Here is a 14,590-nt window from a genome sequence, read left to right as displayed (position 1 = left end):
GGCGTCACGGAGGCGGGCCGCCGACTGTAGTCCCGGCGGGTGCGGGTGGCCGTGACGGTGGCCGTGATCGGTGGCCTGCGGCCCGCCTCCGTGACGCCCATTGCGTCGTACAGGGCCCGTGCCTCCGTGTGATGGCGGTCGGCGGTCTTGTCGTCGTCCAGGGCCTGCGCGGCCTCCGCCATGCCGTGCAGGGCGTGGGCGATCTCGATGCGGTAGCCGTGCCGGGACGCCAGTTCGTGGGCCTGGCCGTGCAGTTCCATGGCCCGCTCGGGGGCGCCGCTGCGCAGATGGACCAGGCCGACCACGTTGGACACCGTCGCCTGCCGCAGCGCCGTACCCTCCGCGGAGACCAGATCGAGCGCCCGCTCGGCATGCTCCGCGGCCGAGCGCAGATCACCGAGCCGCTGGCAGACCCGCGCCCAGTGGGCGAGGACCACCGCGACATTGGCCGGCTTGCGGGACTCGTCGCACAGCTCCAGCGCCTGGGCGAGACAGGCACGCGCCCGCTCGTCCTCACCGCTGCCGAGATGGGCGAGGGCGAGGAAGGTCAAGGAGTGGATCTCGTTGTTGCGCTCGCCAAGGCGCCGGTTCAGCTCGGTCGCCCGGGCCGCGTTGCGCGCGCCCTCGGCATGGTGCCCGGTCCAGATCTGCACCGTCGCGAGATTGACCAGCGCCTGCGCCTCCATCCGGGACAGGCCAAGCTCCCGGTGCAGCGCGATGCCCTGGTCCAGATACGCGCGGGCCTGCTCGAAGTTGCCGAGCGAGCCGTGCAGCAGCCCGAGCACGTCCAGGCAGATCGCCTCGGAGCGCGGGTCGCTGCCCCGGGACAGCTCCAGGCCCTCCTGCGCGGTGGTGATGCCGTCCTGGAAGTCGCCGAGCCACCAGTGCGCCACGGCCAGGTTGCACAGGCTGATGCCGAGCAGCCCGTCGTCGTTCAGCTGGCGGCAGGCGGCCACCCCGATCCGGCCGACGATCCGGAACTCCTCGTACCGGCCCCGCAGATCGAGGTAGAAGAGCAGATTGCGGGCGAGCAGCGCGGCCGGGCGGTGCAGCCCCTGCGCGCCGGCCTGCGCGACCACCGCGAGCAGTGCCTCGTACTCCCGGTCGAACCAGCGCAGCGCCCGCTCGCCGTCGTCAAGGCGGGGCAGGGCCGGGTCACTCTCGGCCGGGGCCTCGCCGTAGCGGTTGCGGCCGGGGAAGAGGGTCTCGCAGGCCCGGTCCGTGCTCTGGATGTAGTACGCCACCAGGCGCTCGACCGCGGACTCCTCGTCGTCCTCCACCTCCCGCACGCTGAGCGCGTACGTGCGCACCAGGTCGTGGAAGCCGTACAGGCCCGCCTCGTGCTGCTCCAGCAGATGGGCGTCCAGGAGGCACTCCAGGAGGTCCTCCGCGTCATGCCCGTCGGTGTCGAGCAGAGCCGCGGCAGAGGGCACGTCGATGGCGCTGCCGGGGTGCAGCCCGAGCAGCCGGAACGCGGCCCGCTGGTCCTCGTCCATGGCCTGGTACGACAGCCTGAGCGTGGCCTCGACGCTGCGTTCCCCGGCGCTCAGCTCGCGCAGCCGCCGGGTCTCGTCGGCGAGCCGGTCCACCAGGTACTGCACCGTCCAGCGCGGCCGGTTGCGCAGCCGCGCGGTGGTGATCCGCAGGGCGAGCGGCAGCCCCCCGCACAGCCGGGCCAGCCGGTCCACGGCCCGCGGCTCGGCGGCGGTGCGTTCAAAGCCCAGCATCCGGGTCAGCAGGGTGGTGCTGTCACCGGGCGACAGGAGCCCCAGCGACAGCCACTCGGAGCCGTCGAGGTCGAGCATCCGGACCCGGCTGGTGACGATGGCGAGGCAGTCCTCGGACGCCGGCAGCAGCGGCCGCACCTGGGCGGCGTCGGCGGCGTTGTCGAGCAGGAGGAGCAGTTTCCGCTGGGCGGAAACGGTTCGCCAGAAAGTGGTACGACGCTCCAGGTCGTCCGGTATTCGATCGTCCGGTATGCCCAGGGTGTGCAGTAAGGAGTGCAGTACGGCGCCGGGTTCCTGGGCCTTCTCGCCGGGGCTGAAGCCGCGCAGGTCCACGAAGAGCTGCCCGTCGGGATACTCGGGGGCCAGCAGATGGGCGGCGTGCACCGCGAGCGCGGTCTTGCCGCTGCCGCCCATGCCGTCCACGCCGACGATCCGGGTGCCGCCGGTGGCCGGGGCGCAGCCCACCGTGACCAGCCGGGCCAGCTCCTCGTCCCGGCCGGTGAAGTCCGGCAGATCGTAGGGCAGCGTGCAGGGCGCGGGCTCGGTGCCGGAGGTCTGGGTGGCGTAGGGCACGGGGACCAGCAGGGCGGCGCGGTCGGCCACCGACTGCGGTACCCGGGCGGCCACTTCGGGGCTGTCGCGCAGGATCGCCTCGTAGAGCCGGGTGAGTTCGGCGCCCGGGTCGATGCCCAGCTCTTCCACCAGCAGGTCGCGCACCCGCCCGAACTCCTCCAGCGCCTCGGCCTGCCGTCCGGCCCGGTACAGCGCCAGCATCAGCCGGCCGCGCAGCGTCTCCCGCAGCGGGTGCGCGGTGACCAACTCGCGCAGCGGTCCGACCAGTTCGGCGGACTGGCCCAGCTCCAGCTGGAGTTCGAAGTACTGCTCGGCGACCGCCATGTGGCGCTCTTCGAGTGCCGCGGAGGCCCCGCTGATCACGGATCCGCCGGCGCCCGCCATCACCGGGCCCCGCCACAGCTCCAGGCAGGAACGCAGATGCCCGACGGCCTCCTCGGGCCGGCCGGCCGCCACCGCCTGCCTGGCCTGCCTGGATCGCTCCGTGAACTCGTAGAGATCCAGCTGGTGTTCGCCGAGCACGGCGCGGTACCCGGCGCCGTCGGTGACGATCAGGGCGGCGCCGTCCGGGATATGGGTGCGCAGCGCCGCAACGCACTTACGGATCTGGTGACTTGCGGTCTGCGGCGGCTCGTCGTCCCAGGCCGCCGCGATCAGCCGGGACATCGGCACCATGCGGCCGGGTTCGAGCAGCAGGGTGACCAGCACCCGTTCCTGGGTCGGACTGCCCAGCCTCAACCGGCGCTCCCCGCACCAGCCTTCGAGCGAGCCGAGGATGTTGAAGCGCACGACAGGACGACCGGATGCCGCCGATTCCACGAACCCGTCCCCTCCGCCCCGCCGCGCCGCCCGGCCCGAGATGTTCGGGACCACCCTAGGTTGTACCCGAACGAGCAACACGGAGGGGGTGATTCCGGCTACCTGGGGTCTTCCTCGGTCCTGGCGAACAGGCTAACCACCTCAGGCGATCTGGAGGAGGGTCGAACGCGCATCCCTGACGAGAGCGGGATCATGTCGCAGGATCGCGCTCTCGACGCGGCGCAGCGCGGGCGAGGGCTGGATGCCGAGTTCCTCGTCGAGCTGGCGGCGCATCCGGCGGAACACATCGAGCGCGTCCGCCTGCCGCCCCGAGCAGTACAGGGCGATCATCAGCTGCTCACAGAACCGTTCACGCAGGGGGTAGTGGGTGTGTGCCTCGGCCAGTTCCGCGAGCACCGCCGCATGCTGTCCGAGCCGCAGTTCCGCGTCGAATCGCAGCTCCATGGCCCGCATCCGGTACTCCTCGTACCGGGCGCCGGCGAGCTGGCACAGGGTCCCGCCGGGGAACCCGCCGAACACCGGACCCCGCCACAGCGCGAGCGCCTGCCCGAGCATCCGGGCGGTGCCCTCGGCGTCGTACGGGGACGCGGACTCCGCCTCCCGTACGGTCCGTACGAACTCGGCGGCGTCCATCTCGCCCTCGTCCACGGTCAGCCGGTAACCGGAAGGATGAATCGTCACCCGAGATACCGGACGCCCCGGTTCCAGGGCCTTCAACTTCCGTCGGAGCCTGCTCACATGCGCCTGGAGGGCGTTGGCCTGGTTGTCGGGCACGGACTCGCCCCACATCTCCTCGACCAGGCTCTCCCCGGACACCGGCTGTCCCTCGCTGACCAGCAGCGTCTGTACGAGGGTGCGCTGGAGGTCGCCGCTGATCTCCGCCGGGCCGGACACGGTACGGACCTGTAGTGCCCCGAGGATCGAGAACTTCAGCATCCTGGCTCCGCCTCCTGTTGACGTCGCTGGCGTCGTCGTCCTTCTTCCGGCGACGTATCAACAGTGAGGCGCCCTCGTACCGTTTCGTTACCGATCCGGTCCCCGCGGCTCCGGATCAGCTCGCCTCGCCCGCGACCAGCCCGCCCAGCGAGGTCAGCCGCTGGGCGGCGGCCGCCGGGGAGTCGGCATGCACCACGAAGTGCCCGGGGCGGCGACCGCCCCGCGCCGGCACGAACCGGACACCGGGAATCGGCTGTTCCGGCCCCGGCGACCGGATCGATTCGGCCGCGGCGGCGAATCGTTCCGGCCGGGCGACCTCCACGAGTTCTCCGGCCAGTACCCGTACGGCTCCGGCGGCGAGGTCGAACCCCCCGGCCACTCTGAGGAGTTCGGGGACCGGATCGTCCCCGAACCCCGCCCGGCAGCCGGTGATCACCGGGCCCTGCCGGGTCAGGGTGACCCCGGTGTGGGCGGGCCCGTACTGGTACCCGGTCAGGTCGAGGAGCGCGGTCACCACGGCCCGTACCTCCGCCGCGGTGTCCTCCGTCAGCGGGGCCGGGGAGAGCAGGCCGTACGACATCCGGGCCGTGATCCCCACGGTCTGGTGCATGCCGTGCACGCTCAGCGTCTCCACGGTCAGCCGGGGCGCGCCGGAGACCGCCCCGGCGTCCGGCGACAGCCGGTTGTCCCGGACGAGGCGCTGTACGGCGTCCGGGTCCGCGAGCAGCCGCAGCGCGCGTGCGGGATTGACGAACAGCCCGGCCGCCGCGGCCTCCTTCAGGAGGGGCCGCAGCGCGGACTCGTCGTGCGTGTCGGCCCAGGCCGACCGCACTTGTACACCGGCCCGGTGCGCCTCTCTGAGGAGGCGTGCATCCGGGTTCAGCACGAAGATCCGGCTGACGTCGTTGTCTTCTTTCATACCTCTGCTCGGATGACGAAGTCGGCGAGGGTGGAAAGGCAGGCTACGAGCGCGAGTTACCGATCCGGTCCCGGACGGTTCCCCGGCATTTGGTTGCGGACAGAACGCCCCGTACGGTACCGGTCCCACCCCCTCGCCGACCCGTCAATCGCTCACCTCGCGTGTACTTGGGCAACTTGCAGGAAGGATGCCCAGGTGGAGGGGCGAACAGTGAGGTGAGCGGCGGGAAGTTTCGAGTCGCGGATGTGGATGGCGGTGGGGTGCTCGGCGACCTCGACGCACTCGCCGCCCTCGCCGCTGCTGTAGCTCGACTTGCGCCAGGTGTAGGAGAGTTCGACGCACTCGCCGCCCCCGCCGCCGCTGTAGCTGGACTTGAACCAGGCACGGCTCTCGGTGTTCATAGCTTCCCCATTTTCTCCGCGATCAGAGCGCGGGTCTTCTCAGGAGTCAGTGCCATCGCGCGCATGATCCCATAGCGATCGGCGATCTCCCGGACGTCTTCCCGGTGGATGATCAGCTGAGGGTGGCACTGCACTTCCAGGTACGCCACCTGCTCGTGCCCCTTCGGCACCAGAAGGTTGAACGCGCCATCCAGGTTGGGATGTTCCTCCATCCTGGACGGCATCACCTGGATCTCGACGTTCTGCCTGTCCCCCACAGTCAGCAGGCGGCGTAGCTGATCGGCGTGGACTCGTGGGCCACCCAATGGCCGGTCGAGGATCGCCTCTTCGAGGACGTAGCTGACGATGGGCGCGGGCCAGTGCTCGAAGACCTGCTGGCGCGAGAGTCGGTCGGCCACCCGCTTCTCGATGGTCTCCTCGCTGAGGAACGGCCGGTATTTGGCGAACACGGCCCGAGCGTGGGCCTCGGTCTGCAACAGGCCCGGCACGGCGTGGGTGGCGTAGAAGTGCAACTCCACCGCCTCCTTCTCCATCTCGGCCTGGCCCCGATACCACTCGGGATGCCGGGTCCGCGCCCTCCGCATCGCGTCCTCCACGTCGGGGATGACCGCGATCAGCATCCCGTCGGCGTTGAGGATGGGGTCCGCCTTGACCAGGAAGTCCGGCCTCGGGGTCCGTACCCCCCGCTCCATGGCCGAGATATGGTCCGGGCCGTAGCGGACCAGCCTCCCGAACTCCGACTGACTGAGCCCTGCCCGCTCCCGCAGGAGCTTCAACTGCTTGCCCACCATGGCGAAGACACCTGCCGCCCCGTTCTCCTGGCCAGGAGTGTCCGGCCGCCGCTCTTGTTCGTCTACCACTCCGTCCTCCGCTCTCTCCGTACACGCGTCGACTCGTACCCGTACGACTACGCAGAGTCGCCGAGTTCCTCCTGGTCAGCGTAGGGAGAACCGGACACGCTCGGTGTTGTGAATCTGGAAATCTCCACCCCCCTGAAAGAGTTGATCCAGCGGCTCAGCGCCACCCCACGCGGCGCGCGACTGGCCCGAAGGCTCACCGGAACCGCGCTCGACAACTGGGGCTACCCCTACGACGGGCCGCTGAACAACACCGCCCAGCTCCTCGTCTCGGAGCTGGCGACCAACGCCGTCACCCACGGTCGCGTACCGGGCCGCGACTTCGAGCTGCGGCTGACGCTGCTGCCGCAGGAGGACACGCTGCGCATCGAGGTGAGCGACACCCGGGGCGAACGGCACCTGCAGATGCTCCGCGCCGCCTTCGGCGACGAACACGGCCGGGGCCTGATCGTCGTGGACGCCCTCTCCCGCACCTGGGGCGTCCGCGAACGCGTCGTCGGCAAGACGGTATGGGCCGAGCTCCCGCTCGACGGGACTGCACGGTGAAAGCCGTACGGCCCGCCCTCGATGGATGCGGGGCGGGCCGTGCGGGTTGTCCGGGCGATCAGCGCCTGACCGGGCTGATTGGTCACAGCAGTTTCACGGCAGTACCGGTCATCACACAGTGGGTACGGCTTTCCTGTCCGCCGAGAGCCGTCTTGAGGTCGACGATGGCGTCGGCTCCCAACTGCGCTGCTTGAACGCAGAGCTCCTGGATGATCCCCTGTAGCGCCTCTGACGACTTGTTCTTACGCAACGTCAAAGAATCGCTGCTGTACACAACGCCTCTGACCTCGAACGAGCGGCCGGCCAGATCAGGCAGAGTCGACATCAACATGGGAAGAGCCTATGGATGTACCCGAGCACCGGGTAGGGCTTGGACCCCGCAAAAGGGATGTCGGAAACCTGTTGAACCAGCCGTGCAAGGCAACGGAGGCCGATCCGGTACGAGCACGACGTGACGTTCGCTGGCCGCGGGAGACCTGGTGCACCGGCTCCCCCGGCGCGACGCGGCGGACATCGCGCTGCCCCGGCAACGAGCCGTGGGGGCCGCTCAGGCGGTCAAGCCAGGGCCGAAATAGCCCGGTGTGCGGAACAGTCCGGCGAAGGTTCCGGGACCGTGCCGTTCGTCCAGCCACGTTCCCAGCGCTGTCACGTCGCCGTTGACGATGGACGCGAGTAGGCGCGCGTGGCACTCGTCCTCTTCCCCAGAGGCAAACTCCTCAAGGAAGTGCCGGTACCGCCGGTTGACACCCTTCTCGTAATCGCAGAGGGCTGCCGCGTACTGCGTCTGCTCTTCGCTTTCCGGCACGTCCACCACGTGCCCTGTGTCCTCTTCGGTCAGCGTTCCCGTCACGTCCCGGAACGCGAGAGCGCCGAGAGCGTCTGAGGGTTCCCTCACCCCGAACCGTCCCGCCGTCTGCCGGGTGATGGCGCGCGCTTCCATGTCGCACGCGCCTTCCATGACGATTCCGAGATTCCGGGTGTGGTGGCTTCCGCGCGGGTCGGCTGCCGAATAGGACTGCCCGCTTGTGCGCCGGTAGTTGATTCCGTACTGAGTCCGGACCGGAACGCCCGCCACTTCCACGTACCGCCGACGCGACCCGTAGTGAAGGCAGTCATGGGCGTACGCACGGAGCAGATCGAGAAGTGCCAGTGCGGGGCGCTCGGGATTCCGGCGTTCCATCGGCCCGTACATGGTGATGACGGCCACCATTTGGAGGTGCCGATATCCCTGGTCCGGATGGTGGAATCCACCGAAGGCCCCAGCACGCGAGGATTCGCAGCCGACCAACACTCGGTCAAGCGGAAGCATCTTCTGCAGTCCGTAACCGGCGTACCGGCGCTTGGCTTCCTCGACACCGGCATGAAACGACGTGGTGTCGATTCCGTCAGCCGCCCACCGGTTGAGGGTTTCCGACAGGGTCCGGAAAACGTGGGCCGAGTGCTTTCCGGTGAGCGGCGACACGTCGGCGCGCATGGCCGCGAGTCCGGCCATTGCCCCAGCACCGTTCACCGACTCGTTCGGGGCGAGTTCCGTCAGGTCGGGATGTCCGACTTGATGAGCTGGACGTGGCTCTCTTGCACTCCCTCCGGGAGCGCATCCGGGCTGAACCATTTCGCCTCCAGAATCTCGAAGCCGTCGAGCTTGAGAGTTCCACCCGCGTGGAGCGCTTCATAGGCGATTTCCACGCGGAGCTTGTATCCACTGGTTACTTGAACCAGACGCCCCGGCACGACTTCAAGGCCGGTTTCCTCCCGGACTTCCCGCACGATGGTATTCGGGAATTCTTCACCCTTGATCGCGTATCCAGTAGGAAGCCCCCATGGCCTATGAGCGGGCCACATCCGATGCTTGAGAAGGAGGACCTCCCCCGCCTCATTCCGCACCACGCCAGTCACACCAATCATGAATTTGGCGTGCGCGAACCACAGGACGCGCCATTGGAGAGGGCCGCGAATGAGTTTCCACGCCCGGGCCACGATTCGCTTCATGCACACCCTTTCGATAGGCAAGCTTCTCCAACGCTTGCGATGCTGGTTCAACCCATGCCGAGGGGTGCGGGTCACGCCCGGTTTTCTACGGCCCGCACTTGCCCGGATTCGGCTCTCTGCCGCCGTCTGCGTCCTGGTCACCGTCGTCCCCTCGCGTGGATCGATGACGACCACGCTAGAGAGCCGAGAGCTCCAACCCACAGCGCTGTGCACGAGGTTGCACGCCGGTTATCCCAGGGCGTCCATGGCTGCCGTGATCAGCGCACGAGCGTTCGCCCCGTAGACAGCCAGTGCTGCCAGTTCCGCGAACGTCTCGGCGTACATGCGTACCTCGCTCGGCTGGGTGATCGTGAGGTAGCCGGATACCAACTCCACGTTGACTTGCGCGGCGTCGTAGATCCAGAACCCTTCTGCCGGCCAGCGCTCCCGATCCGGCTTCATGGGGACAACTCCCAAGCTGACATGGGGAAGTGAGGCAACCGTGAGCAGGTGCCCAAGCTGACCGGTCATGACCTCAGCGCCGCCGATCCCGGCCCGCAGTACCGACTCCTCCACGAGAAACGCGAACCGTCGGTCACCCTCGTACAACACGCGCTGACGTTCCATGCGTGCGGCCACCGCGCCCGCCACGTCGTCCACCAGGCCGCGCCGCTTCTGAATCGCCTGGAGTGCGGCCGTCGTGTACAGCCGCGTCTGGATCATGCCTGGTACGAGCCATGACGAGTACGACCGAAAGCGGCGGGTGCGTTCGTACAGCGGCAACCGTGCTTCCTGTGCCTGCCTGAGTCCGGCCCGTTCCATGCGCCGCCAGCTGACCCACATCCCTTCCGCCGTCCGCAGCATGGCCGTGAGGTCTTCGGTCTGCTCGTCGGCACCACACGCGCGACACCATGCCCGGATGTCTTCGGCGGACGGAGGAGTACGGGCATTCATGATCCGGGACGACTTGGAACGGCTCCACCCGCAGCGCTCGGCAAGGTCGAGTCCGGACAGGCCGGCGTCCCGGCAGAGTTCCGCGAGACGATCCGCGAGAGCCTGCCGGGCCTGCTGAGCACTGGATGACGCGGAAAGAGCCACGGTGCGTGATCGTCAGGCAGGCCGGTATTCCGCGTGGGGAATGGCCCTCTCCCATGCTGCCTCGTACGCCGTCGCGTACTGCTCGGCCAACGCCGGATCGTGACGGACTTCCATCCGCTCGCCGGTCCACTGCCCATCACCGCTGAAGTGATGGAGGATCAGGGTCTCCGCATCGATCACCCAGCCCTCCAGGACGGGGAGCAACAGCCCGTGTGACCGGGCACGGGGCAACCAACGCACGTCCTCACCCGCTGCGGCGTTCGTAAAGGTGCCGTCGTATTCGTAGCGCGCGTAGTCACTCAGTGGTTCGGAGACGACGCGCAGCCGTCGCATGGAGACGCCCCGGCCGGTCGTCTCCTCCACCACGTCCAGCCATGAGCGCCACCAGGACTCGCGGTCCGCCGGGTCGTACCGGTGGCCTTCCTGCCAGCGGACGAACTCGGGATCGTCACGCATGTAGCTGTCCCGCATCTCAAGGTGCATGGCCGAGTGCTGCGCCTTCGCGAGGGCTTCACGTACCGCTGTTGCCACCGTTGGCCTCACTGTCCGGGCGGGGGATGAACTGGAGCATGTCGGCGGGCAGACGGATCATGCTCTCGTGATCCGGAACGTCGGTCGAGTGGCCGGGCACGGAACCGACTTCCTGTGCCTGCCGAACGGTCTCGTCGTCGGCAGTCCATGACTGGATGATCAGGTCACCGGTCGTATCGTCCAGCCAGATCGTGGGCGAGCCGTCATCGGGGGTGTTCGGCCAAATCCCCAAGAACTTCAGGGCCATTGGGCTCTCCTGTACCGAGTCGGTTGCACGGGTGCGCACGAGCCTCGCCCCTACGCGTGAGCCCGCACAAGAGGGCATCCGGCACGAGCAGCTCGGACGGCTCCACAACCCGTATCGGTCAAGCGACCAGACCCGTTGTCCCGGGGTCGTCCCGTCGTCGCTGACGGTAGGCTCCCCGTCACCGTCGATGATGGGATTGACCCGTGGACGACCCGATCCGGCACCCCCTCGCGTACGCGCGTGAACTGCGCGGCCTGTCCCAGAGCGGCCTCGCCGCCCTTCTCGACAAGACCGCCCGCGGTCACGGTCTGCGCTCCGGTGCCGACAAGGCGGCCGTCAGCCGATGGGAGAACGGGCGCAAGACGCCGAACCACGACTCCCAGCTCCTGATCGCCGAGGTCTTCGGCGTCCCGCTCGCGGAGACGGCGGCGTACGACTGGCCGTACTGGCTTCCCGGGCGCGACGAGCCGCTGCCACTGAAGTCCGCCTACACCGTCCAAGCACTCCACGATGCACAGAGGGCCCTCATGGACCGCCGCACCTTCATGACCTACAGCGCGATCTCCCTGGCCGGACTCGCTGCCCAGTGGGCCACCGTCGAACCCGAACGCCTCTCCTCGGCGCTTGGCGGCAAGCGCGTGGACGCGGAACTCGTGGACTGGCTGGAGGAGACCAGCGGGCGGCTGACGGCCCTGCCCACCGAACAGCGGCAGCACACCGTCCGGCTGCTGGACGCGCACCTCGCCACCACGACCGAGCTGATCGAGGGCGGGCGCTACGACGAGGACACCGGCCGCCGGCTTCATCTGCTCGCGGCGAACCTGGCCACCACCTGCGGCTGGTACCGCTTCGACCAGGGCCGGCACTGGGCGGCCGGCAAGCTCTGGGGAGCCGCGCTCCAGTCCGCGCATGCCGCCGGGGACCGCGACCACGGGGCCGGGGTGCTCTCGGACTTCGCCTACCAGTCGAACTGGCTGGGCGAGCCGAAGGTCTCCGTCGACCAGCTCGGCCACGCCCTGTCCGGCACCCGGCACCCCACCGCCCGGTCGCTGCTGTTCCTGCGCCGGGCCCGGGCCCATGCCGCCCTGGGTGAGCGTGCCGACTGCCACCGCGATCTGTCGGCGGCCGAGTCCGCCCTCGCGGCCGGGGCGGCCGACCCCGCGCCGAGCTGGTGCGCGTGGATGAGCCCGGCCGATCTCGCCGTCGACTCCGGGCAGTGCCTGCTCGACCTCGGCCGCACCGCCGAGGCCCGCGCCCGGATCGCCGAGGGCATCGCCCTGCTGCCCCGCGCCCGCGACAAGACCCGTGGAATCTTCCTGACCTACCAGGCCAGGGGATGCCTGGAGGCAAACGACATCGAGCAGGCCCTCGCCGTCACCGGAGAATCGCTCGACCTGGCCACTCGTATCGGCGCTCCCCGCTGCGTCACCCTGGTGCGTGAACTCGCGCCCGCCTTCGAGCCGTACCGCCGGGTCGACGGGGTTTCGGAGTTCCTGGCGCGGCTCAGGGCGAGCTGAACGAACAGCCACGGGCCGGCCCCGGGACGCCGTGGCGTGTCCGGGGCCGGTTCGTCGGAGTGGAGGCCGGGGGTCAGCTGTGGTTGAAGGCGACCGAGAAGTTCTCGCCGCCGCTCAGCGCGGAGGTCGTCGCCTTGGTGGTGCTGCCCGAGGCCATGTTGATCTTGTCGGGCGAGTAGTTGCCGATGGCCTGGCCGTTGGCGGTGGCGTTGGTGAAGTTCGCGGTGCCGAAGTTCGACAGCGGCAGCACGCCGGAGGAGCTGGACGGCGCCTCGGCTATGACCTCGGCGGACGCGTTGGACAGACCGCTCTGGGTCTTCTTGGTGGTCTTCGTCCAGCCCTTGGTGGTGTCCGTGAGGGTCAGCGTGTACGAGGTGCCGCTGCGGGTGATCGTGGAGGTGAAGTGGTCACCCGCGCTCACCGCGTTGCTGTAGTTCACCGGGTACGCCGGGTACATCTCGTACCAGGACGAGTAGACCGCCCGGCCGCTGGAGCAGTCCGCCTCGGTGCCCGTCTGCTCCACGGAGTTGCTGCCGTCGCCGTCGATGCCGATCCAGAACGACGAGTACGTGGTCGAGCTGGTGCAGCTGACCGCCGGCTGCACCCAGCTCGCGGAGACGCTGGTGAACGTCGTACCGGTCGCGGCGTAGCCGGCCCAGTTGGAGCTGGTGCTGTTCCTGATGCCACCGACCAGGTGGTGACTGCTGATGTGGCCGCTGACCGGGGTCATGCGCAGCGCAGGCGCGGCGACGGCGGCCGCGGGGGAGGTCGCCAGTGCCGACAGGACGGCGGCGGCGACGGCTGTGGCTGCGGTGAGGCGGATCGTGGCAGACATGCTGCTCCTTCTCGCGGGACTCGCGGTGCAGACGTAACTGGCGGCCACCAGTGGGGGGAGACGTGCGCCCGTGGTTGTCAGTGTGCAGTCAATGTGCGTCCCGTTGTCACCCGGCATCCGGGTTTTCACAGCAAAGGTCCTGCCAAGTACCTTCTGCAAAAGGGGTGTTGGCGGCGATACCGACCAGCCTCCGCCAGTCCGACGGCCGCTCACACCCCGTCGTACAGCCCCTCCACCTCCCGGCCGAAGTCCGCGAGGATCCGCGCGCGCCGCAGCTTCATGGAGGGCGTGAGATGACCGGCCTCCTCCGTGAAGTCGTACGGCAGGACGGTGAAGCGGCGGATGGACTCGGGCCGCGAGACGAGGCGGTTGGTGTCGTCCACGGCGCGCTGGAGTACGGCCCGCAGGTCCGGGTCGTCGGCGACGAGTTCGGGCGGCACGGGGTGCTTGCCGTTCATCTGCCGCCAGTGGACGATGCCCTCGGCGTCGAGGGTGAGCAGGGCCGCGACGTACGGGCGGTCGTCGCCGACCAGCATCACCTGGGAGATCAGGGGGTGTTGGCGCAGCCAGTTCTCCAGCGGGGCGGGGGCCACGGACTTGCCGCCGGAGGTGATGAGGAGCTCCTTCTTGCGGCCGGTGATGGTGAGGTAGCCGTCGTCGTCCAGCTCGCCCAAGTCCCCTGTGTGCAGCCAGCCTTCGCGGGTGACGGGGACGACACCGCCGGCTCCCGGGTCCCAGTAGCCGCGCAGCACATGGTCGCCGGAGATCAGGATCTCCCCGTCGGCGGCGATCCGCACCCGGGTGCCGGGCAGCGGCCAACCCACGGTGCCCAGACGGGGTTTGAGCGGCGGCGTGACGGTGCTCGCGCCGGTGGTCTCCGTGAGGCCGTACCCCTCGTAGATCCCGATACCCGCACCGGCGTAGAACGCGGCCAGGCGGCGCCCGAGCGGGGATCCGCCGCAGATGACGTGTCTGACCCGGCCGCCCATCGCCGTGCGGATACGGCGGTAGACGAGGGGGTCGTAGAAGCCGCGCTGGGTGCGCAGGACGCGGCCGGGGCCGTCGCCGGTGCCGGACTGGCTCGCCTGGAGCGCCTCGCCGTAGCGCCGGGCGACGGCGGCGGCGCGGTCGAAGACAGCGCCCCGGCCGCCCGACTCGGCCTGCGCGCGGGCCGAGTTGAAGATCTTCTCCAGCATGTAGGGGATGGTCAGCAGGGCGGTGGGCCGGAAGGCGGCGAGGTCCGGCAGCAGGTCCTCGGCCCTGAGGCTGGGCGCGTGCCCGAGGCGGACGCGGGCGCGCACGCAGGCAATGGCGACCATCCGCCCGAACACATGGGAGAGGGGGAGGAAGAGGAGCACGGACGGGTCGCTGTCGTGCTGCTTGAAGACGGGGTGGAGCAGTTCGATCGCGTTGTCCACCTCGGCGAAGAAGTTGCCGTGCGAGAGGGCGCAGCCCTTGGGGCGCCCGGTGGTGCCGGAGGTGTAGACGAGGGTGGCGAGGGTGGCCGGCCCGAGCATGCCGCGCCGCACCCCGACCTCGCCCTCCGGCACCGGCGCCCCCGCGTCCGCGAGCCGCTCCACATGCCCCTTCTCCATGACCCACAAGTGCCGTAGTTC

The 14,590-nt window shown here is 69.3% G+C and carries 15 protein-coding genes; 2 read left to right on the top strand and 13 right to left on the bottom strand.

Annotation, left to right across the window (positions count from 1 at the left end):
* From CCN72_RS12530 to CCN72_RS12510, 5 genes are all read right to left on the bottom strand, one after another.
* The coding region (locus CCN72_RS12530) for a BTAD domain-containing putative transcriptional regulator (RefSeq protein ID WP_086807595.1) at positions 1–3,089 on the bottom strand (3,089 nt) is incomplete at its 3' end.
* Between the two features lie 171 nt (positions 3,090–3,260).
* On the bottom strand, positions 3,261–4,055 hold the full coding sequence (locus CCN72_RS12525; RefSeq protein WP_086807594.1) for an AfsR/SARP family transcriptional regulator: 795 nt from the start codon (positions 4,053–4,055) through the stop codon (positions 3,261–3,263).
* Positions 4,056–4,170: 115 nt separating this feature from the next.
* Positions 4,171–4,974 carry an ATP-grasp domain-containing protein gene (locus tag CCN72_RS12520; RefSeq protein ID WP_086807593.1) on the bottom strand — a complete coding sequence of 268 codons (804 nt, stop codon included), beginning with the start codon at positions 4,972–4,974 and terminating at the stop codon, positions 4,171–4,173.
* A 152-nt stretch (positions 4,975–5,126) separates the two neighbouring features.
* The gene (locus tag CCN72_RS12515; protein ID WP_086807592.1) at positions 5,127–5,375 is read right to left on the bottom strand and encodes a DUF397 domain-containing protein; all 249 of its coding nucleotides are present in this window, start codon (positions 5,373–5,375) and stop codon (positions 5,127–5,129) included.
* Entirely contained in the window at positions 5,372–6,166 is a 795-nt protein-coding gene (locus CCN72_RS12510; RefSeq protein ID WP_208637988.1) for a helix-turn-helix domain-containing protein, read from the bottom strand. Before CCN72_RS12510 ends, CCN72_RS12515 begins: the two co-directional genes overlap by 4 nt.
* Before the next feature lie 177 nt (positions 6,167–6,343).
* Between CCN72_RS12510 and CCN72_RS12505 the strand changes: the two genes are divergently transcribed.
* Entirely contained in the window at positions 6,344–6,778 is a 435-nt protein-coding gene (locus CCN72_RS12505) for an ATP-binding protein (RefSeq protein ID WP_086807590.1), read from the top strand.
* A gap of 82 nt (positions 6,779–6,860) precedes the next feature.
* On the opposite strand, the gene CCN72_RS12500 is transcribed toward CCN72_RS12505, so the two are convergent.
* From CCN72_RS12500 to CCN72_RS12475, 6 genes are all read right to left on the bottom strand, one after another.
* Positions 6,861–7,109: a heavy metal-binding domain-containing protein gene (locus tag CCN72_RS12500; protein WP_086807589.1), complete on the bottom strand. Its 249-nt coding sequence runs from the start codon at positions 7,107–7,109 to the stop codon at positions 6,861–6,863.
* A gap of 216 nt (positions 7,110–7,325) precedes the next feature.
* On the bottom strand, positions 7,326–8,270 hold the full coding sequence (locus CCN72_RS12495) for a hypothetical protein (protein WP_086807588.1): 945 nt from the start codon (positions 8,268–8,270) through the stop codon (positions 7,326–7,328).
* Between the two features lie 41 nt (positions 8,271–8,311).
* Positions 8,312–8,767, bottom strand: coding sequence for an NUDIX domain-containing protein (locus tag CCN72_RS12490; protein ID WP_086807587.1), 456 nt, complete (start codon positions 8,765–8,767; stop codon positions 8,312–8,314).
* A 228-nt stretch (positions 8,768–8,995) separates the two neighbouring features.
* Entirely contained in the window at positions 8,996–9,844 is an 849-nt protein-coding gene (locus CCN72_RS12485; RefSeq protein ID WP_086807586.1) for a helix-turn-helix domain-containing protein, read from the bottom strand.
* 12 nt (positions 9,845–9,856) lie between these two features.
* Positions 9,857–10,375: a DUF6879 family protein gene (locus tag CCN72_RS12480; RefSeq protein WP_341868876.1), complete on the bottom strand. Its 519-nt coding sequence runs from the start codon at positions 10,373–10,375 to the stop codon at positions 9,857–9,859.
* A complete protein-coding gene (locus CCN72_RS12475) occupies positions 10,356–10,622 on the bottom strand; it encodes a hypothetical protein (protein ID WP_086807584.1) in 267 nt (88 codons plus the stop codon). The genes CCN72_RS12480 and CCN72_RS12475 overlap by 20 nt, the downstream gene beginning before the upstream one ends.
* 203 nt (positions 10,623–10,825) lie before the next feature.
* On the opposite strand from CCN72_RS12475, the gene CCN72_RS12470 reads away from it, so the two are divergent.
* Complete coding sequence (locus tag CCN72_RS12470) at positions 10,826–12,139, top strand: helix-turn-helix domain-containing protein (protein WP_086807583.1); 1,314 nt, start codon at positions 10,826–10,828, stop codon at positions 12,137–12,139.
* Positions 12,140–12,212: 73 nt separating this feature from the next.
* Here the strand turns inward: CCN72_RS12470 and CCN72_RS12465 are convergent, their stop codons facing one another.
* Together CCN72_RS12465 and CCN72_RS12460 are read right to left on the bottom strand one after the other, a co-directional pair.
* Positions 12,213–12,974, bottom strand: coding sequence for a G1 family glutamic endopeptidase (locus tag CCN72_RS12465; RefSeq protein ID WP_085566032.1), 762 nt, complete (start codon positions 12,972–12,974; stop codon positions 12,213–12,215).
* A gap of 209 nt (positions 12,975–13,183) precedes the next feature.
* Positions 13,184–14,590, bottom strand: a 1,407-nt coding sequence (locus CCN72_RS12460; RefSeq protein WP_086807596.1) for an AMP-dependent synthetase/ligase, incomplete at its 5' end; no start/stop codon positions are given.

It is taken from the genome of Streptomyces murinus, assembly GCF_002154555.1.
GTDB classification, from domain to species: domain Bacteria; phylum Actinomycetota; class Actinomycetes; order Streptomycetales; family Streptomycetaceae; genus Streptomyces; species Streptomyces murinus.
The sequence above is the reverse complement of the archived record's forward strand: the minus strand, read 5'-3'. Positions and strand labels throughout refer to the sequence as shown.

Coding starts and splice junctions, on each gene's coding strand:
- CCN72_RS12525 (WP_086807594.1), bottom strand. CDS start 4,055: ATGCTGAAGTTCTCGATCCTCGGGGCACTACAGGTCCGTACCGTGTCC.
- CCN72_RS12520 (WP_086807593.1), bottom strand. CDS start 4,974: ATGAAAGAAGACAACGACGTCAGCCGGATCTTCGTGCTGAACCCGGAT.
- CCN72_RS12515 (WP_086807592.1), bottom strand. CDS start 5,375: ATGAACACCGAGAGCCGTGCCTGGTTCAAGTCCAGCTACAGCGGCGGC.
- CCN72_RS12510 (WP_208637988.1), bottom strand. CDS start 6,166: ATGGTGGGCAAGCAGTTGAAGCTCCTGCGGGAGCGGGCAGGGCTCAGT.
- CCN72_RS12500 (WP_086807589.1), bottom strand. CDS start 7,109: ATGTTGATGTCGACTCTGCCTGATCTGGCCGGCCGCTCGTTCGAGGTC.
- CCN72_RS12495 (WP_086807588.1), bottom strand. CDS start 8,270: ATGGCCGGACTCGCGGCCATGCGCGCCGACGTGTCGCCGCTCACCGGA.
- CCN72_RS12490 (WP_086807587.1), bottom strand. CDS start 8,767: ATGAAGCGAATCGTGGCCCGGGCGTGGAAACTCATTCGCGGCCCTCTC.
- CCN72_RS12475 (WP_086807584.1), bottom strand. CDS start 10,622: ATGGCCCTGAAGTTCTTGGGGATTTGGCCGAACACCCCCGATGACGGC.
- CCN72_RS12465 (WP_085566032.1), bottom strand. CDS start 12,974: ATGTCTGCCACGATCCGCCTCACCGCAGCCACAGCCGTCGCCGCCGCC.